20 protein-coding genes are annotated in these 17,465 nt (G+C 49.5%); 2 read left to right on the top strand and 18 right to left on the bottom strand.

What is annotated here, in order from left to right:
- Window positions 1–44: 44 nt before the first annotated feature.
- The 13 genes from spoIIIAG to KI362_RS13675 all read right to left on the bottom strand — a co-directional run bounded on the left by spoIIIAG (window position 45) and on the right by KI362_RS13675 (window position 11,020).
- Window positions 45–692 (bottom strand): stage III sporulation protein AG, encoded by a 648-nt coding sequence (gene spoIIIAG, locus KI362_RS13615; RefSeq protein ID WP_044479121.1) that lies wholly within the window; start codon window positions 690–692, stop codon window positions 45–47.
- A gap of 13 nt (window positions 693–705) precedes the next feature.
- A complete protein-coding gene (gene spoIIIAF, locus KI362_RS13620) occupies window positions 706–1,458 on the bottom strand; it encodes a stage III sporulation protein AF (protein ID WP_301627723.1) in 753 nt (250 codons plus the stop codon).
- Between the two features lie 34 nt (window positions 1,459–1,492).
- Complete coding sequence (gene spoIIIAE, locus KI362_RS13625; protein WP_301627725.1) at window positions 1,493–2,686, bottom strand: stage III sporulation protein AE; 1,194 nt, start codon at window positions 2,684–2,686, stop codon at window positions 1,493–1,495.
- 14 nt (window positions 2,687–2,700) lie between these two features.
- Window positions 2,701–3,090 (bottom strand): stage III sporulation protein AD, encoded by a 390-nt coding sequence (spoIIIAD, locus tag KI362_RS13630; protein ID WP_301627727.1) that lies wholly within the window; start codon window positions 3,088–3,090, stop codon window positions 2,701–2,703.
- A gap of 10 nt (window positions 3,091–3,100) precedes the next feature.
- The gene (gene spoIIIAC / locus KI362_RS13635; RefSeq protein ID WP_044479125.1) at window positions 3,101–3,304 is read right to left on the bottom strand and encodes a stage III sporulation protein AC; all 204 of its coding nucleotides are present in this window, start codon (window positions 3,302–3,304) and stop codon (window positions 3,101–3,103) included.
- A 57-nt stretch (window positions 3,305–3,361) separates the two neighbouring features.
- The gene (gene spoIIIAB / locus KI362_RS13640; RefSeq protein ID WP_044479126.1) at window positions 3,362–3,880 is read right to left on the bottom strand and encodes a stage III sporulation protein SpoIIIAB; all 519 of its coding nucleotides are present in this window, start codon (window positions 3,878–3,880) and stop codon (window positions 3,362–3,364) included.
- Window positions 3,873–4,865 carry a stage III sporulation protein AA gene (spoIIIAA, locus tag KI362_RS13645; RefSeq protein WP_044479127.1) on the bottom strand — a complete coding sequence of 331 codons (993 nt, stop codon included), beginning with the start codon at window positions 4,863–4,865 and terminating at the stop codon, window positions 3,873–3,875. The genes spoIIIAB and spoIIIAA overlap by 8 nt, the downstream gene beginning before the upstream one ends.
- 108 nt (window positions 4,866–4,973) lie before the next feature.
- Window positions 4,974–5,240, bottom strand: a complete 267-nt coding sequence (locus KI362_RS13650) for a YqhV family protein (protein ID WP_044479128.1) — start codon at window positions 5,238–5,240, stop codon at window positions 4,974–4,976.
- Between the two features lie 144 nt (window positions 5,241–5,384).
- The gene (locus KI362_RS13655) at window positions 5,385–6,638 is read right to left on the bottom strand and encodes an aspartate kinase (RefSeq protein ID WP_044479129.1); all 1,254 of its coding nucleotides are present in this window, start codon (window positions 6,636–6,638) and stop codon (window positions 5,385–5,387) included.
- A gap of 1,547 nt (window positions 6,639–8,185) precedes the next feature.
- The gene (efp, locus tag KI362_RS13660; RefSeq protein ID WP_044479130.1) at window positions 8,186–8,743 is read right to left on the bottom strand and encodes an elongation factor P; all 558 of its coding nucleotides are present in this window, start codon (window positions 8,741–8,743) and stop codon (window positions 8,186–8,188) included.
- 129 nt (window positions 8,744–8,872) lie between these two features.
- Window positions 8,873–9,943, bottom strand: coding sequence for a M24 family metallopeptidase (locus KI362_RS13665; protein ID WP_301627734.1), 1,071 nt, complete (start codon window positions 9,941–9,943; stop codon window positions 8,873–8,875).
- Window positions 9,944–9,957: 14 nt separating this feature from the next.
- Entirely contained in the window at window positions 9,958–10,401 is a 444-nt protein-coding gene (gene aroQ / locus KI362_RS13670) for a type II 3-dehydroquinate dehydratase (RefSeq protein ID WP_301627736.1), read from the bottom strand.
- Between the two features lie 124 nt (window positions 10,402–10,525).
- Window positions 10,526–11,020: a YqhR family membrane protein gene (locus KI362_RS13675; protein ID WP_301627738.1), complete on the bottom strand. Its 495-nt coding sequence runs from the start codon at window positions 11,018–11,020 to the stop codon at window positions 10,526–10,528.
- A 147-nt stretch (window positions 11,021–11,167) separates the two neighbouring features.
- Between KI362_RS13675 and KI362_RS13680 the strand changes: the two genes are divergently transcribed.
- Window positions 11,168–12,172, top strand: a complete 1,005-nt coding sequence (locus tag KI362_RS13680) for a DUF1385 domain-containing protein (protein ID WP_044479134.1) — start codon at window positions 11,168–11,170, stop codon at window positions 12,170–12,172.
- 7 nt (window positions 12,173–12,179) lie between these two features.
- Window positions 12,180–12,515, top strand: coding sequence for a hypothetical protein (locus tag KI362_RS13685; RefSeq protein ID WP_301627739.1), 336 nt, complete (start codon window positions 12,180–12,182; stop codon window positions 12,513–12,515).
- 28 nt (window positions 12,516–12,543) lie between these two features.
- On the opposite strand, the gene KI362_RS13690 is transcribed toward KI362_RS13685, so the two are convergent.
- The 5 genes from KI362_RS13690 to KI362_RS13710 form a co-directional block, all read right to left on the bottom strand.
- Complete coding sequence (locus KI362_RS13690; protein ID WP_301627741.1) at window positions 12,544–13,512, bottom strand: patatin-like phospholipase family protein; 969 nt, start codon at window positions 13,510–13,512, stop codon at window positions 12,544–12,546.
- A 71-nt stretch (window positions 13,513–13,583) separates the two neighbouring features.
- Entirely contained in the window at window positions 13,584–15,209 is a 1,626-nt protein-coding gene (locus tag KI362_RS13695; RefSeq protein ID WP_301627742.1) for a family 10 glycosylhydrolase, read from the bottom strand.
- 132 nt (window positions 15,210–15,341) lie between these two features.
- Window positions 15,342–15,767 (bottom strand): transcriptional regulator MntR, encoded by a 426-nt coding sequence (gene mntR / locus KI362_RS13700; RefSeq protein WP_044479137.1) that lies wholly within the window; start codon window positions 15,765–15,767, stop codon window positions 15,342–15,344.
- Window positions 15,768–15,897: 130 nt separating this feature from the next.
- Window positions 15,898–16,611 (bottom strand): cytochrome c biogenesis CcdA family protein, encoded by a 714-nt coding sequence (locus KI362_RS13705; protein WP_301627744.1) that lies wholly within the window; start codon window positions 16,609–16,611, stop codon window positions 15,898–15,900.
- A 27-nt stretch (window positions 16,612–16,638) separates the two neighbouring features.
- Window positions 16,639–17,442, bottom strand: a complete 804-nt coding sequence (locus KI362_RS13710) for a metal ABC transporter permease (protein ID WP_301627745.1) — start codon at window positions 17,440–17,442, stop codon at window positions 16,639–16,641.
- Between the last annotated feature and the right edge of the window lie 23 nt (window positions 17,443–17,465).

Raw genomic sequence — 17,465 nt, forward strand, 5'->3', positions numbered from 1 at the left:
TACAATTCCTCCTGAATTTTAATTTGGGATATAAGTTTAAACTTCTATTGGGACTGCTTGCGCGGGACTACCGAGATCCGATAGGCCGGGACATTCAACCCCTTCTCAACGGCATCCACAATGAGGCCCTTGACAATGTTGTTCTCCGCTCCTCTGGCAACGATCAGCACCCCGCGCACCTTCGGCTTGATCTTCTTCGTTACGATCGGCTGTTCATTTCCGGAGGCATCATAAGTGACGATTTCACCGTCTCGGGAATACTGCGTAATATTGCGGGTCCCTCCGTCAGCGTCAACTTCTTCCGTCATCTCCTGGGTGTCTCTCATGTTGCGCTGGACGATAACCTCCTCGGTGGATTCCACAGTAACCAACACATCCACATCGCCGACACCGACAATCTTCTCCAAAATCTCCTTGGTCTTGCTCTCGAGCGACGCCTCAATCTTGGCAAATGGTCCATCTCCCTCGCCATCCTCCTGAAGCAGGTTGCCCGAGGTTAACTCTTGCATGACCGGCGGCTCTCTCCCTGCCCCGTCGGGCTCCACATGCTTTACATTAATGAACGAATTGATCAGCATGAGCGCCAGTCCGAGCAGACCGATAATCAGCAGCAGGCGATAGGTTTGCATTTTCTTCTTGCCCTCTGTTCCCTTGCCCAGCCATTGCTCCAGCTTCTTCAACCATTTCAGCATGTGCTTCACCTCCTTAGCGTCCTTCTTGTACCCCTGCTATAACTGTTACTGCATCGGCTGAGATTCCCCATTCCCTCACCATCAGGCTCTGAATCGATTCTGTGAGCTTTGCCGTTTCAGTTGAATTCGCGGGTGACTCCGCATCACCATAAGACACACCGGATACCGCCAGGGTATCCTCCGTCTTCCTGCCGATCTTATCCGGCAGAGAGACATCCACCTTCCGGACCTTGATGGACTTGTCAGAGGACTCGGATGCGGCCTGCTCCGTGACTTTCATGACTACCTCAACCTTTTCTATATATAAAGTGCCTTCAGCCGCCTGCTGCGTAGAACCCTGACCTTTAGCTTCCGCACTCGGATCCTCGCGGGCCAAAATCACCATTACCCTTTCCACGGGCTGCCCGGTTTCCAGCTCGATCTGCTGCTTCATCTGTACCGCCGCCTGATCTCCGGCCAACTGGAGGGCTTCTGCTTCCTGCTTCTTGCGGAGGAGCTCCCCCTGCTTCAATATGCTCTCGGTCTCAACCTCCGTTCCTCCTCCGACATTTCCGCTAACCTGATCAAAGGCTGCAGCAATCATCTTCTCAGGCTCGCTGCCGGACAGGATGCGCATAACCGGCGAGAGAAGGGTCAGCAGAATGAGCAGGCTGACGACAAACTTGACATAGCGCTCCATCGCTCGATTAGGCAGGAGTAAATCTATGAAGACTGCGAATAGCACGATAATAATAATTTCCTTCAACCATTCACCTAGCATGCTCATGTCATTGATCACCGCCTACAGCTTCTATTCAGTGTCACCGCATCATGACCGTTACATTTCCTGCCGTCAGCAGGATGGTGATGGCCAGGAAGAACATCATTCCGACTGCTGCCAGTGCTGCGAATACATAGATCATGCTCTTGCCGATCGTGTCCAGTGTCGTAATAATAGGTGAACTGCCGAGCGGCTGCATAACGGCTGCTGACAGGTTATAGATGAGTGCGAGCATCAAAATTTTTATCGCCGGAAAAGCACACAGGAATAACAGAATAATGACTCCGACGAGACCGATTGAATTTTTGACTAGTAAGGAAGCCGAGATTACCGTGTCCGTTGCATCTGCGAATACCTTGCCTACTACTGGAATGAAGTTCCCGGTTAAGTATTTTGCTGTTCTCAGGGTGACTCCATCCGCCACGGATCCGGCGATCCCTCTTACCGAAATCACGCCAAGGAATACGGTTAGCAGAATTCCCAGCAGCGCCATCGCCATTATTCTTAACAAATTGGCTAGCTGGGTCAGCTTATAGGTCTCCGACAGAGAACTGACAATGTGCAGAACAGCCGAGAAGAACAGGAGCGGGAACACGACCATGTGAACGACATTTCCTACCGTGTGAACCATGAATACTACCAGCGGATGAGCGACAGAGACGGTTGCGATATTCCCCATCGATGCAAGCAAGGTGAAGAGCAGCGGGACCATCGCCATCATAAAGTCAATCATGCCGGTGATCGCCTGAGTCGCGTAGGATATGGCGACATGGAAGCTGTTAATCGCCAGCACCAGAATGACCATATAGCAGATGGAGTAGGCGATCTTACTGACCTGCTTTCTTTCAAAGGCAGTCTGCAAGGTTTCCAGGATCATACTGAATACGGATAGGAGGACAATCGTGACCAGAATTTGTCCGTTGTACAAGACTTCCTGCCACATGTATTTCACGAGACCGGACAGTACGGCATGAAATGAAAGCCCCTGATCATTCGATAAAAGCAGATCCATGAAGGAGGGCATCTCTCCATCCGGGAAAAATCCGCCATATTCCTTTATCAAATTCTGCCAATAGGCTTCAACCTGATCTGTCGGCAGCTCTTCTGTCTGACGCTGTATCCAATTGTCGGCCGGATCCTCGGCGGATGCCGGAAGCGGAAGGCTGAAGAGCATCAGCCCCAGGCATATAATCAGCCATGTTCGAAGGCGCCACCCGTTTTCTATTGATCTCATATCTCTTTCCTCACTTATGTCGGCAGCAGCTTGATTACCGTCTCAATAATCACACTGATGATCGGAATGGCCAGTACCATGATCATGACCTTGCCGGCCAGTTCAATCTTGGAGGCAATGCTCTCCTGTCCGGCGTCCTTCACGATCTGTGCGCCAAACTCCGCAATATAGGCAATCCCAATGATTTTCAGAATTGTCTTCAAGTAGATCATCTGAACCCCCGAGGATTCTGCCAGCTGCTCCAGAACCTCGATGACGCCGCCTATTTTCCCAATGAGGAGCATGAAAATGTAAATCCCGGTGCTCGCCCCGATCAAAAAAGCGAATAACGGCTTCTGCTCTTTGATGACCAGAATCAACACCGTGGCGACAAGTCCCAGCCCGACTATCTGAATCATTTCCACCTGCGCTCACCTACTGGAAAAGAAAGATCGATTTGATTTCCTGGAAGAGGCTGTCCAGCAAGCGGATGACCATAAACAGTACGACCACAAAGCCGATCAGGGTCACCCAGTGGGCCATATCCTCTTTGCCCATCTGCTTCAATACCGTATGGATCATGGCGATGATAATTCCAATGCCTGCGATTTGAAATATTGCGTTCACTTCTAAGTTCATTGACTTGGCACCTCACGATCATTTTCACAGGCGATGACAGGAGTGAATGAATTAGCTTCAATACAGAATAATGACAATGAATGCTCCAAATAACAGTCCCAGGCTTTTGAACATTTTTTCATAGCTTCCTTGCTCCTCGCGGGCGACGATTTCCTCATTCTCCAGTTGACGGACGGCTGTCGCAAGATGTCCGAACTGATCCTGTCTGTCGCTTGTTCCCAGAGTATGACTGAGTTGGCTCATGATGTCCTTCTCCGCTGTCTTCATCGCTGTCCCCTTCCATTCTTGGTCAAGCGCGCGCTGCAGACTGTCCTTGGCTGTATAGTTAAATGGAGCGTTCATTTGGGAGGCGGCGCTTGCAAAGATCGGCCGAATCGGATCGCCGCTCTGCTCACCGACCCGTAACAGCGCTTCGGGAAGCGGTGTATAGCCATATTGAATCTCGGTTTGCAATCTTCTCAGGGCAAGGATCAGCTTCCGAATCTGAACTGGGCGGTTCGCATATTGCTTTGCCTGGAACCAACCGGCTGCCGTGGCAGCGGATATGATCAATGCCGCTCCGAGCAATTTAAGCACGCTGCCTTCCCTCCTTCTCTTCTATCCCCAGAATCCTTCTTCTTTGTTCATCACGGACGGAGAATAGAAGCTGGTTCTCTCTTCGATACAGGACAATGTACCTTTGAAAAAAAGAGGCTCCAATCAGCTTCGACAGCACCGGGCGCGACTCCAAATCCTCTACATCTGTTCCATGTGCTGTTGCAATGACACGCACACCGGCATGCAGGGCTTCTGTCAGTGCCTCCGCGTCCTCCGGGCGGCCAATCTCGTCCACTACGAGTACCTCGGGAGACATGGATCGGATCATCATCATCATGCCTTCCGATTTAGGACACCCATCCATGACATCCGTGCGCGGCCCCAGATCAAAGCTGGGCACCCCGAACTTGCTCCCGGCAATTTCGGATCGTTCATCAATGACAGCCACCTTCTTCCCGGGCCATCTCGCTTCGGGATGCCTCCAGGAGCCCCCGCTAATCAAACGGACAAGATCGCGAACCAGGGTCGTCTTGCCCTGCTGCGGGGGAGAAAGGATCAAGGTATGCAGTACAGTTTGATGACGGAAATCAAGCAAGTAGGGGAGCAACGGGTCGCCAATTCCCTTCAATTCTCTTGCCAGCCGGATATTGAATCCGCTTATGTCCCGTAAATGCTCCACACGCCCGCCTGCCAGAACCGTTCTTCCCGAAAGCCCAACCCGATGACCCCCCGGAAGCGTGATAAAGCCCTTCCGCAGTTCCTCCTCCATGGTGTATAAGGAGTGATTCGTCAACAGATCCAGAAGTCTGCCGGTATCCTGCTTGTCAGGATGATAGGCTCGCGAGGGAACGCTGGTCATCTCTCCATCGGGCGTTAAAAATTGGTGTCGGCCCCCAGCATTCACTTCGAACGGCCTGCCTTCTCTGATACGTATTTCCTCTAGTTCAGCAAACAGCGATTCCGGTAGCTTGGCCAATAATCGACGGAGGGTGTCGGGAAATACGGACAGCCAGCTTTGATCCATAGGCGTCCCCCCAAAACTTCTTACTTGCAAATCCTATTCAGCTTCATCATTTCGGTGTCTTATACATCATATCTATGCCTGTACTTCGTCTTTATGACGCCAAATCTATCATTTCTTTAAAATGCCGATTAAGAGACAACTCACTCCCAGACCAATCCAGAGCATTTTGCCCCAAGATAGTTTATCTGCCATTCCGGCAAGCCCGATCGCGGTGGTAATGAGGAGAACGCTTGGCCCGACAAAAGCCAATGCTGAATTAACGGCGAGCGCCTTATCTACCCGCCCCAGCTTCAGCATCAGAATCGCCGCAACGATCTCGATGCTACCTGATACGATCCGCAGCGAAGCCATTCCGGTTACGAATTTATCAAGCATATTGCCCTCCCTTGTCCATTCATTCTCTCTGATTCATATGCGGAAACATCTTAATTTAGAAAAAAGAAATAGGGGCAGTCTCCTTAGATCTCTGATCTATTGAGACTGCCCCTATTAAAATTGCAATTCTATTCAAGGAAAGGATTAACGGCGATCCTTCGGTCCTCCAACAAATGCTTGGTTATCAGTATCCAGCCCATAAGCTGTATGCAGCGCCTGCACGACTTCATTCAGCTTGCCGCCCGCAATCACGCAGGAGACTTTAATCTCGGAAGTGCTGACCATTTCAATATTTACGCCTTGCTTCGAGATGACATCGAACATTTGAGCCGCGACCCCAGGGTGACTGACCATACCGGCACCGACGATGGACACCTTAACCAGGCCGTCCTCCGAAGTCACCTCGCGGAACGGAACCTCTTCTGAAAGACCTTCAATCACTTTCAGCGCGTTCTCCCGATCGGACAATGCTACCGTGAAGCTGAAATCCGCCTTGTCTTCCTGGTCGCCGCTTTGCACGATAATGTCCACATCGATCTTGGCCTCGGCCAGTGAGCCGAACACCTTGGCCAGAACGCCCGGAACGTGCTCGACGCCTACAATGCTGATCCGCGCCACATTTTTATCATAAGCGATCCCGCTGACTACTACTCCTTGCTCCATATGAGCATCCTCCTTCACGACTGTTCCCTCATTATGATTAAAGCTGGACCGGACAACAAGCCGCACTTGATTATGCTTTGCATATTCAACGGCGCGAGGATGCAGTACCGCAGCACCCAGATTCGCCAGCTCCAGCATCTCGTCATAGGAAATTTCATTCAGCTTGCGCGCATTCTTGACGATTCTCGGATCCGTTGAATAGATACCATCCACATCCGTATAAATCTCGCATACATCTGCTGAAGTAGCAGCTGCAAGCGCTACAGCTGTCGTGTCAGAACCGCCGCGGCCAAATGTCGTAATCTCCCCGTCATCCGTCATCCCCTGGAAGCCTGCAACGACTACGATATTCCCCTCCTTAAGTGCCTCGAGCACTCTTGACGGCTGAATGTCGATAATTCTCGCCTTCCCGTGTACCGCCTCTGTTCTAAAGCCTGCCTGCCAGCCGGTGAAGGAAGTCGCCTTCTTGCCAAGCTGATGAATCGCGATCGATAACAACGCAATTGAAATCTGCTCCCCGGTGGTCATCAGCATATCCATTTCCCGAGTCGGCGGTTCCGGACTCAGCAGCTTGGCCTGATCGATCAGATCATCCGTCGTATCGCCCATAGCCGATACAACCACAATGACCTGGTGGCCTTCATCCTGCTTCTCCGCTACACGACGGGCTACGCGCTGCATCCGCTCCGTATCTCCAACGGAGCTCCCCCCGAATTTCATGACATATAAAGCCAAGTTGGACCCTCCTCATGTACTCAATCCTAATCCATATCCTAATTTTCTATCGGTAACGCTTTAAACCAGTATAATACGAATGCCCTGCGATTCGTCAATGCTTTTCAGTCCATCTGCAAAAAAAGAAGCCGTTTGGATATTAATGTCAGCGCTCATTCGTTGCAGTTGACTGCAAGAGCGCAGTAACAGCCAATATATAAAACCAACCAATGATTCTGCGTTGCTGGGGCAACGTGTGAAGTATGGAATGAGGCTGATTAGGTAGGATGAGTGAAGTTCGAAGCAAGACTGGAATGCTAGTGAACAATGGCGGGACTAGGCGGGGTTCGGTACAAGGCCGAAGTATCGCGAGTGCAACTTAATTGCTATCCGGCACTTGTTTCATCGCCATCCCGCCCGCACGCGTGGCGAAGTGCAACCCAAGCGCGCGGGCGTTATACACTGCGTTCGCGCAAAAAGCGGATCGCGCTAGTTGCTGTGCAAGCGCTTTGCCCAAGGCTTGCGCTAAGATCCATACAAGCTGCTATAGGCGGTCGTAGGCTTGCGGGCAGTACCTGCTTGCTGCACAGCAAGTGCAAATTGCTCTGCAGCTACGGCACATCCATGTGCAAACTGCATTGTAGTTAAACTGCAGAGGCGAAGTAGTTAGGGCCGTTGATCGATCACATGCAAATACAGGCATGTAGTGAAAAAAGTTACTCTAAATTTAGGCGAAATGGTGGAAATGCGGATATAGTGAAATTTTTGTACTTAAAGTTGACTAAAACGTGGATTTGGCTAGTTACTGGCAATCTAAGGCAAGTTTTTTCACTAAAATTGGGTTTGAGCGCCGAATGAAGAATTTAAGGTAAGAAATTTCACTGGAGCGTGCCAGAATGAAGCTTAATAAGCGGGATGAGTAAAGCTTGGATCAAGACTGGGACTGGAACACCTAGTAGGATAACGAAATTCCGCGTTTCGCACAAGGCCGTAGCAACGTGCGACTGGGCGCAACTCCAGGCATTCAATGTTCCATTGGCTATGCGTAAAGTGAATCGCGCAGGCTCCCATTCATGTGTGCAGCCTAAGGCGTGCCTGCCAGCAAGGTGAGTTGGGAGGAAGTTATTGGCTCGCGGAGTACCCTGCTGCATGCCACAGGTGACCAGCTTACTGTAATGCGACATGTGAGCGCAGGCACGTGCAAACTGCGCCTCGAAGTTGAACTGCAAAGGCGAAGTAGCCAGGGCAAAAGTGTGAAGGTAAAAGCTTTCTGCAAGAAAGCTACTTCGGAAGCATTGAGCGGAGCGTTCGCCTTTGTGAGCGGATTTCTCCCTTGTCAGAACTTAGTCCAATTGAAGAAATCCGCGAACAACAGCGATCGTAGCAACTCTTCACACGTTGACCATCTAAATCGCCCTCCAATGTTTTAACTTTATTCCGCTGTTACTCACTTCCCTGCAAGTACACATACGGCCGACTGAGTAAGCCCCTAACACAAACAGGGCCTCCCGCCAGAACAAGTCTGTTGGGACGCCCCACCTGCTGGTATATTGCTGCCAATCATAAGCCTACGCGCGGGAAATGTATTTACCTTCGCGGGTATCAATCAGCAGAACATCATCTTCATTAATGAAGAGCGGAACCTGAACATTCAAACCGGTCTCTACCTTTGCATTCTTCGTAGCGCCAGTAGCCGTATTCCCTTTAATCCCCGGCTCAGTCTCAACTACGCGCAGTTCAACGCTGTTAGGCAGGTTGATACCAAGGATTTCGCCTTGGTAGCTGACAATCTTAACGTTCATATTTTCTTTCAAGAAGTTAAGCTCCCATTTCAGCTGTTCTTCCGTCAAAGTGAACTGGTCATAGGTTTCGTTGTCCATGAATGCGTGCTCTTGACCGCTGGCGTACAAATATTGCACATCGCGGTTTTCGATCAATGCGCGGCCGATAGTCTCGCCCGCACGGAACGTTTTTTCCACCGTGTTGCCATTGCGGAGGTTTTTCAATTTGGAACGAACAAATGCAGCACCTTTACCCGGTTTTACGTGTTGAAAATCAAGAACGGTATAAATATCGCCTTCCACTTCAACGGTTAATCCTGTTTTAAAATCGTTTACTGAAATCACAAAAGAACCTCCTCAGGGGTTATAAAGTGAACTATGATGCAGATTGCATGAGTTCACCTTACATAAAAAATTGTTATATTAATTTTAGAATTACCCAAATTTTAAGCCGTACATGCGCGAGAGACCGTATTACAGGGTGATAAAGTCCTTGGTCGATCCAGTCAGGCGGCGTACACCTGTATCGGTAATTACAACATCATCCTCAATCCGGACACCGCCGAACCCAGGAATATAGATGCCAGGCTCTACGGTTACTACCATTCCAGGCTGAAGGACCGTATCGCTCAGCTTGGACAATCTTGGCTCTTCATGCACATACATCCCCAGGCCATGCCCAGTGGAATGTCCGAACAGCTCTCCATAACCGTACCGGACAATAATATCGCGGGCCAGAGCATCTCCTTCGCGGCCGGTCATTCCGGGCTTCAGGTGCTCCAGTGTATGCATTTGCGCTTCCAGCACGATATCATAAATTTCCCGATGCTTGGCTGTAGGCTCTCCAAGAAATACGGTACGCGTAATATCCGAGCAATAACCATTCAACAATGCTCCGAAGTCCATTGTGACAAATTCGTTATTCTGCATAATTCTGCTGCTGGCAACCCCATGCGGCATTGCAGAACGCTCACCGGAGGCCATAATGGTCTCAAAGGCCGTACCGGATGCGCCATGCTTACGCATGAACGTCTCCAGCTCCAAGGCCATATCCCATTCGGATACTCCCGGCTTAAGCAATTCCAGCATATGCAGGAACGTCTTGTCCGCTAAATCGGCAGCTTCCTTCATGAGCTCCAGCTCACCGCTGTCCTTGAACATCCGCAAGCCTTCAACCATTCCCTTAACAGGCACAAGCTCGCAAGACTTCAGATCGCTTTCATATTTGCGGTAGGTAGAGAATACCGTGTGATCTTCTTCAAAGCCCAGACGGTTGATTCCTGCTTCTTGAAGCAACTGCTTCAAATTTTCATTTACAGAAGGTCCATGCTCCACAATCACAAAATCCTTTGCCTGCTCAGATGCCTGCGTCATATAGCGGAAATCGGTAAGCAGATATGCATGATCAACTGTGATTAATACATAACCCGATGATCCGGTAAAACCCGTCAAATAGCGGCGGTTCACGTCATCAGTAATCCAGACGGCTTCAATTTGCTGCTGCTTCATTGCTTCGCGAAGCCCGGCAACCCGTGTATTCGCCATGTCAGAACTCTCCCTTATCTATTAGCTTTCAGATGTTGAAGTAAAGCCATCATCCCCATCTCATATCCATAAGCTCCGAATCCCGCAATCTGCCCAACTGCAATCGGTGCGATGACCGAATGGTGGCGGAAGCTCTCACGGGCATGGATATTAGACAGGTGCACCTCGACGGTCGGTATCGCTACCGTTGTGAGTGCATCTCTCAACGCATAGCTATAATGAGTCAATGCGCCAGGGTTGATCAGAATGCCGTCACAGGCTCCATATGCCTCATGAATCTTATCAATTAAATAACCCTCATGATTGGATTGGAATAGCTGAAGCTCAATGCCTTCAGCCTCGGCCAACTTTTGCAGCCTGTCCTCAATCGCTCCGAGTCCCACTGAGCCGTATATTGCAGGCTCTCGCACCCCAAGCATATTCAAATTTGGACCATTTAACACCAGGATGCGGATCATACTGCTCACCCTTCCCTTTTAAGAAGTTGTTCAATGGGCTGGGAACCGGCTGATTGAACATCAACAGTAAAAATAACCAAAAGTTATTTTACCATAGAAACAAGAGAATTGAGAAGCACTTTGTCTACTCCAAGGCCCGCTCCGGCTCGCGATTTCTTTCGTCAGTAAATTCCTCTGCCGTAGAATACCCGATAAATAATCCCCACAATAAATAGAGACAGAATTCGCTGAACAGCGTATCAAAGGACAACTGAGACTCCGGCGCCGTAATCTGCGCCAACGGACCGATCACAACAAAGATTAGCATCCACCATACAATCCCATATACTAGCCCTGGAAAAGGTCCTCTCAGCTTTCGAAAAGCCAGTGTGTAAACGAGGGTCGCCACAATGGAAAATAGGATGAACGACAGCCATCCCACATAGTATCCTGGCTGGGTATTCAAGAAGCTGTGCTTGAAGAACGGCTCCACCAGAAAGCCTGGTATCACGGTGGTGAATCTCAAATAATAAAACAGTCCTTTGACCCCTCCCCAGATCAATCCGGCAAAAAAGCCGATCATAATCGAAAAGCCCAACAGATTCGTCCTCTTGCTCTTCCTTTTTTTCGGGTTCTTCATAGTGCGATCGCCCTTTCCTTGCAAGTCGTATCATTCATTGCTAGTATGCGCAAATCGAAAAAGACTAATCAAACTAGAATTTGACCGTAAAGTTCGTTACAATGTAATTATTCTATGAAAACCAACACTCCTAGGAAGGTGAATTTATTGTCAGAGCAATCTGTACCTAATATATATGGCGGTCAAGCCGTCATGGAGGGCGTTATGTTCGGCGGCAAGCACGTGAATGTTACGGCTGTGCGCCGCAAGAACGGTGAAATTACATTTCTCGAAGTACCGAAACAGGATAAGCCATGGGTGAAAAATTTGCGTAAGATTCCTTTTTTGCGGGGGATTGTCAGTATTATTGATTCCAGTGCGAAAGGATCCAAGCATCTGAACTACTCGGCCGAGGCGATGGCCGATGACGAGCTTGAACCTGAGGAACGTGCCAGACAGAAGGAGAAGGAGCAATCCGGATGGTCGTTATCCATGATTATCGGAGTCGCTGCCGTAGGTGTCTTGTCCTTTATTTTTGGCAAGCTGATCTTCACGCTGGTTCCTGCCATTGTAGAACAGTATCTATTCCAGAATGCATTTGGCAGCCAATCACTGCATAGTCTTGTTGAAGGGCTTATCAAGGTTATCTTCTTGCTTGTCTACCTGTGGATCATGTCCCAGACGCCGATTATCAAGCGCTTGTTTCAGTATCACGGCGCAGAGCACAAAGTGATCAGCGCCTATGAGGCCGGTGAAGAATTGACCCCTGCCAATGTGCAAAAATATAGCCGACTTCACTACCGTTGCGGCAGCAGCTTTATCATTTTAACCGTCATCGTCGGCATTATCCTTTACTCGCTGCCGATATTCAGTTGGGATTCCTTGTGGGAACGGGTTTACATCCGGTTGCTGCTGCTCCCGCTAGTCATCGGAATTTCCTTTGAATTGCTCCGGTTAACGAATGCGGTAAGAGATATTCCGGTTCTGCGTATTCTGGGTTACCCCGGGCTTTGGCTTCAACTGCTTACAACCAAGGAGCCCCACGATGATCAAGTAGAGGTCTCCATCGCTTCATTCAATCGGATGCGTGAACTGGATGCCATCGTCGAGAAACAGGGAACACTGGTCGATAACGTTTCTGCCCCTTCTTCACTTGATCCTGTGAAAGGATGATAATGACATGAAAAAACAGTCCCTTCTATTATGGATTTTAGGCATCCTGTCCGTGATTGGCATTTTAGCTGGACTGTTTGGGTACGGTCGTCAGATCCGGCTTATGGATTTTCTTATTCCGATCATTCTGATAGCGGTCATCTTCTTCCTCTACAGGTTTCCTCCCGGCAAAGCGCGGAAGCGAAGCCCCAACATCAAGCCATCGGCCAGAACGATGGCCAAGGTTGCTCAGGCCAAGCGGGGAAATACCTCTGCTTCCAAGAAGCGGAAGTCGTACCCTTTTCAAGTCATCGAAGGGAATAAAGGCAAGAAATCAGATGATGATGTGCCAAAGTATCATTAATCGATCAAGTCAGACCAGCTTCTTCATACTAAATCTTAAGAGCCTGCTGATACTTTATGAACTGCTCCTCGTAGTACTGGACACTCCAGTCTTCGAAGAAGCGGTCTCCGGATCTTACACCGGATTCATAAAGCAGCAGGCTTTCTTCACGACTGAGGTCAAATTGTGTGGTGGATATGCCGAGCGTAGGGATTTTGATGGTACGATATCGATTGGACTGTTCGATGTATCGCTCATCGTGTGCGGAGAGCATGGTCTCTACTAAGGCTTGCAGCATAGAGAACGGCCCCTGAATGATATGCGGTTTATCAGAGTTCTTTCCGACCATTTGAAAGCCGACTGTTGGAATCATTTTTTTTCGAGACCCGGAAACGGAGCGATCAAATATCCACAATGGCAAGTTGCTTAGCAATCCGCCGTCAACGATATGCAGGAACTGGTCCGAGAACCTCTTTCTTTTGCTTATACTCGACGGCAGCCGAAGCAGCACCGGATCGAAAAAGTAGGGGATGCTGCAGCTCATACGGATAGCTCGAGCCACTTCAAACGACTCCGGCCGAATCCCCAATTTGGCCAGGTCATCAGGCAGTACAAGAATTTTGCCGCTTGTAATATCCGAAGCAATAACCTTGAGCTTGCCTTTAGGCAAATCGGCGAATGTGCGAACCCCCTTTTGCTGGAGAAGTTGCCTAACCCAATGTTCAAGTGCTTCTCCGGAATAGAGCCCCTTCTTTAGCATCACCCGAATGGCAGGCCCGATCAGCGCCAAATTAAAGATAGGCGATCTTTTCAGAAAGCTGGCAAAGGAAGTGGCAATGATTAGCTCCTTCATCTCCTCCGCCCTATAGCCCGCAGCAATCATGGCCGCAATGATGGAACCGGACGAGGTGCCTGCGACCTGATGAAATTCCGCACCGTATTTTTCAGCCGCACGAACCGCACCGGCCAGCGAGATTCCCTTTACCCCGCCGCCTTGGAATACTCCATTAATCTGCATAAAAAACCCCCATCCCCATACACAAGTCTAATGCTTATGTATGTTGACGGAGGTTGTATATATGCTGAAAACTAATGAGTGCGGTAATAGTCTGTTAGCCGTTGAATAATTCCAAGAGGGTTTCTTCTCAAGTCCTTCGCACTAAAGAAAATACTGCCTGAGATTCCGGAGTTGCTGCGGTTATATTCCAGTTGAGAAATAATCTCTCCTGCACTGTCCCATCCGATCTCCGGCGTGGCCAGCTTATAAGGAGCGTGACCGATATACAGCTTGACCTGGGTTCCTCTTACTTCATTCGCCCACCAGTCAGCCAAGATGTCATAGCGAACCTCCTGCCTGGACATGCTCCAGTAAACCTGCGGTACGACATAGTCAATCCATTCATGCTTGATCCATGCGCGGACATCGGCATAGGTGCTGTCATAGGCTGTAATGCCTGCCTTCGTATCCGATCCGGTCAGATCACTGCTTTTATTCCGCCAGACGCCAAACGGGCTGATGCCGTAAGCCGCATCGGGCTTGGCCTGATGAATGGCTTCCCCCAGTTCCTGAACGAATGCATTAATGTTGCTTCGCCGCCAATCGCCTTTATTACTTATCTTGTTCGGGTTGTACAGCTTGAAGGTCGCATCATCGTTAAACTGGGACTTCGTTGTTTCTCCGGTTGGATAGAAGTAGTCATCCAGATGCACACCATCGATATCATAGCCGTTGACAACCTCCATTATGGCCTCGATGATATGGGAACGGGCCTCTGGAATACCAGGATTGATGTACATTTTCCCGCCGAATGTAACGATCCAGTCCTTGTGGGCATTCGCCACATGATTGGCCGGCAGCTTGCTTGCATCACTTCCGGTGCTCGCCCGGAACGGGTTAAACCATGCATGGAACTGTATCCCTCTGCGGTGAGTCTCTTCAATCATGAACGCAAGCGGATCATAGCCTGGATCCTTCCCTGCAGCACCTGTCAGATAAGTACTCCACGGCACCAGCTTGGATGGATATAGACTGTCCGCAGCCGGCCTTACCTGAACGAATACCGCATTGATGCCCATGGCTTCTACCTCGTCCAGCAGCTGGATGTATTCCTGCTTCTGCTTTTCGATCTGCCCGTATGATGCTTTACTTGGCCAGTCCAGATTTGAAACGGAGGATATCCATACTCCTCTCATCTCCTGATCCGCCGAGGGTGAAGTAACCGTTCCAGCACCGCTTCCTGGCTGCGGCGGCAAGACGACCGCGTCTCCATTTGAAGACTCCGTGGTAAGGGTGATGGTCTTTGCAGCGGAATTCCAAATGACACTTAATCCGAGCTGCTCGCTCACAAACCGGAGCGGAACCATGGTCCTTCCATTGATATTCTCCACAGATACGTCCAGGGCAATGTCATTGCCATCCACCCGGGCGGTGTTGCCTCCCATGACAAGAATTAATTCGTGTTCTTCCTTTTGGATTGTCGCGCTCTTCGCCGTGGAAGACCAGGTGACATGAGCGCCCAGACTTTCGCTGATAATTCGAAGCGGGACCATCGTTACATTTTCTTTAGCCTTGACGTATGGAGGAGTATCACTCTGCAAAATGCTTCCATCCAGGAAAATAGTAATTTGATCCCCGCTCTCGGCCTTGGCACTGCCGCCTGGCCAGATCAGCATCAGAATCAGCAGAGGAATCATCCATGCTCGTAAAAATTTCATCAGTTACCTCCATTGTGTAGATTAGACAAACTGCCCTATGTCAATGTAAACGACATTCACGGGTAAAGAGTTGCGGAAAATGGGCAAAATAAAACCCCGCATCGCGGGGAATTGCTCTTTATTTCATTTACCTCAGGCATCGCCAAGCAGTTCCTGGCTGACACTCCTTAATTCTGTAACCCGGGCTTCATCGCGCTTGAAGTACTCTACCAGAGAAGCAATGCAAGTAATGGAGTCCCAGCTCAGATGGTGCTCGATTCCTTCCACGTCCTTATAGATATTGTCCTGATCTACGCCGATCAGTTCAAGGAATTCTTCCAATAAATCATGGCGGTCTACAAGGCGTTTTCCGATCTTCTTCCCTTTATTAGTTAGAACAAGACCTCTGTATTTTTCATAGATGAGATATTCATCCTTGTCCAGCTTCTGGATCATCTTGGTGACCGATGAGGGATGAACCTCCAGCCCTTCAGCGATATCGGAAACCCGGGCATAGCCCTTCTCATCAATCAATTTGTAAATACGCTCCAAATAATCTTCCATACTGGGCGTTGGCATATACTGAAAACCTCTTTTCTCTGAGCTTTCGCGGAACTCATATCCAAAATGAACCGCATTCTGTACCAAGTCTTACTAGTTAATGATACATGTTAGGCTCGTCTGTTGGCAAGTTAACCCGCTCACGAAGTTAGAATTTCAGCCACTCCGGCGTAATCTGCTGCAGCCAGATCGTGATTTGGGCCATCTTATTCGTAAAGAGAAGAACACCCATCAGCAGCATGAGAGCCCCGCCAATTTTCATGATCAAGCCGGAATATTTCAAAATCCATTTAGTGGAGCCGATAAAAAACGCCAGCACGAAAAAAGGGAGCGCGAAGCCTGCAGAATAAGCGGTAATCAAGCCTAACCAAGCCCCTGGTTCACTTGCAGCAAGCGCTATAATGGCGGCGAGAATCGGCCCTACGCACGGAGACCAGCCTGCCGAAAATCCAATACCGAACACAAAAGAGCTTATGTATCCTGAAGGCTTGAACTTCAGATTCAGCTTGCGTTCCCTAAGTAAAAATCCCGGTTGAAAGATTCCAAGTAAAAATAGACCCATTAATATAATTAGAATAGCCGATAATTGGCGGATCAAGGTCCGGTAGTTATTGAACAACTCCCCGAAGAGTCCTGCTCCAAAGCCAAGCGTGTAGAACACCACCGAGAAACCAAGAATAAAGGCCAGCGTATGGGTCATCGTGCGGAAGCGCACTTCCCTTTTGTGCTGCTCGGTCTTCAGCGTCTGGACGGACATTCCGGTAATATAAGACAGATAAGAAGGATATAATGGCAAGCAGCAGGGGGAGATAAAGGACGCTACCCCGGCTCCAAAGGCAACCATGATATTGATGTCAGCCATGTGAACCTCCGCGACTCTATTTTTGCATCAGGTAGTGAATCCTCGCTTGCCGACCAAGGTAAGAATCAGCATAGCAATCAGCAGTAATACAATCGTAGCGCCAGGAGCAAGGTTCCAGACTCCGGCAATAACAAGCCCGGCAACGACCGCAATCTCAGCGATAATAACAGAGAATACCACCGACTGCTTGAAGCTTCTGGCGATAATAAGACTGCATGCCGCCGGAATCGTCAGAAGTGCGGACACCAGCAACGCACCGACAATCTTGATCGCTGTACTGATCACCAGGGCGGTCATAACCGTGATGATCATATTCAACAGCTTGACCGGAAGTCCGCTGACCGCTGCCGCGTCCTCCTCGAAGGACAACAGGAACAATTCTTTAAAGAATATGAAGACTGTGACGGCAACCAGAACCGTAACCGCTCCAACAACATACAGATCCGTCATATCCAGGGTATAAATACTCCCGAACAAATAACCGACTACATCATTATTGTAACCCATCCCGAGCGTAAAGAACAATGAAGCTAACGCTACTCCGCCAGCCATGATCACTGCAATCGACAACTCTGCATAGCCTTTATATGCCTTGCGGAGCTTCTCGATGGCAAAGGAGGCGAACACGGCGAATATAATGCCCATCCCGATCGGATATACGCCGGTCAAAAATCCCAGAGCAACCCCCGCTATCGTAACATGAGCCAAAGTATCGCCAATCATAGACAAGCGGCGCAATACAAGAAAAATGCCGATCAGGGGTGCCGTTAACCCGATCAGCAGACCTCCTGCCAGTGCGCGTTGAAAGAAATCCGCAGTAATAATCTCCAATAGTCACATCTCCTAATACCGGT

It is taken from the genome of Paenibacillus apis (assembly GCF_018333295.1).
GTDB classification, from domain to species: domain Bacteria; phylum Bacillota; class Bacilli; order Paenibacillales; family Paenibacillaceae; genus Fontibacillus; species Fontibacillus antibioticophila.

Coding starts and splice junctions, on each gene's coding strand:
- KI362_RS13650 (WP_044479128.1), bottom strand. CDS start 5,240: ATGCTTGATAAATTCGTAACCGGAATGGCTTCGCTGCGGATCGTATCA.
- KI362_RS13705 (WP_301627744.1), bottom strand. CDS start 16,611: ATGGCTGACATCAATATCATGGTTGCCTTTGGAGCCGGGGTAGCGTCC.
- aroQ (WP_301627736.1), bottom strand. CDS start 10,401: ATGATCCGCATCCTGGTGTTAAATGGTCCAAATTTGAATATGCTTGGG.
- spoIIIAE (WP_301627725.1), bottom strand. CDS start 2,686: ATGAGATCAATAGAAAACGGGTGGCGCCTTCGAACATGGCTGATTATA.
- spoIIIAF (WP_301627723.1), bottom strand. CDS start 1,458: ATGAGCATGCTAGGTGAATGGTTGAAGGAAATTATTATTATCGTGCTA.
- KI362_RS13675 (WP_301627738.1), bottom strand. CDS start 11,020: ATGAAGAACCCGAAAAAAAGGAAGAGCAAGAGGACGAATCTGTTGGGC.
- spoIIIAA (WP_044479127.1), bottom strand. CDS start 4,865: ATGGATCAAAGCTGGCTGTCCGTATTTCCCGACACCCTCCGTCGATTA.
- KI362_RS13665 (WP_301627734.1), bottom strand. CDS start 9,943: ATGGCGAATACACGGGTTGCCGGGCTTCGCGAAGCAATGAAGCAGCAG.
- spoIIIAC (WP_044479125.1), bottom strand. CDS start 3,304: ATGAACTTAGAAGTGAACGCAATATTTCAAATCGCAGGCATTGGAATT.
- spoIIIAG (WP_044479121.1), bottom strand. CDS start 692: ATGCTGAAATGGTTGAAGAAGCTGGAGCAATGGCTGGGCAAGGGAACA.
- mntR (WP_044479137.1), bottom strand. CDS start 15,767: ATGCCAACGCCCAGTATGGAAGATTATTTGGAGCGTATTTACAAATTG.
- KI362_RS13690 (WP_301627741.1), bottom strand. CDS start 13,512: ATGCAGATTAATGGAGTATTCCAAGGCGGCGGGGTAAAGGGAATCTCG.
- KI362_RS13685 (WP_301627739.1), top strand. CDS start 12,180: ATGAAAAAACAGTCCCTTCTATTATGGATTTTAGGCATCCTGTCCGTG.
- KI362_RS13695 (WP_301627742.1), bottom strand. CDS start 15,209: ATGAAATTTTTACGAGCATGGATGATTCCTCTGCTGATTCTGATGCTG.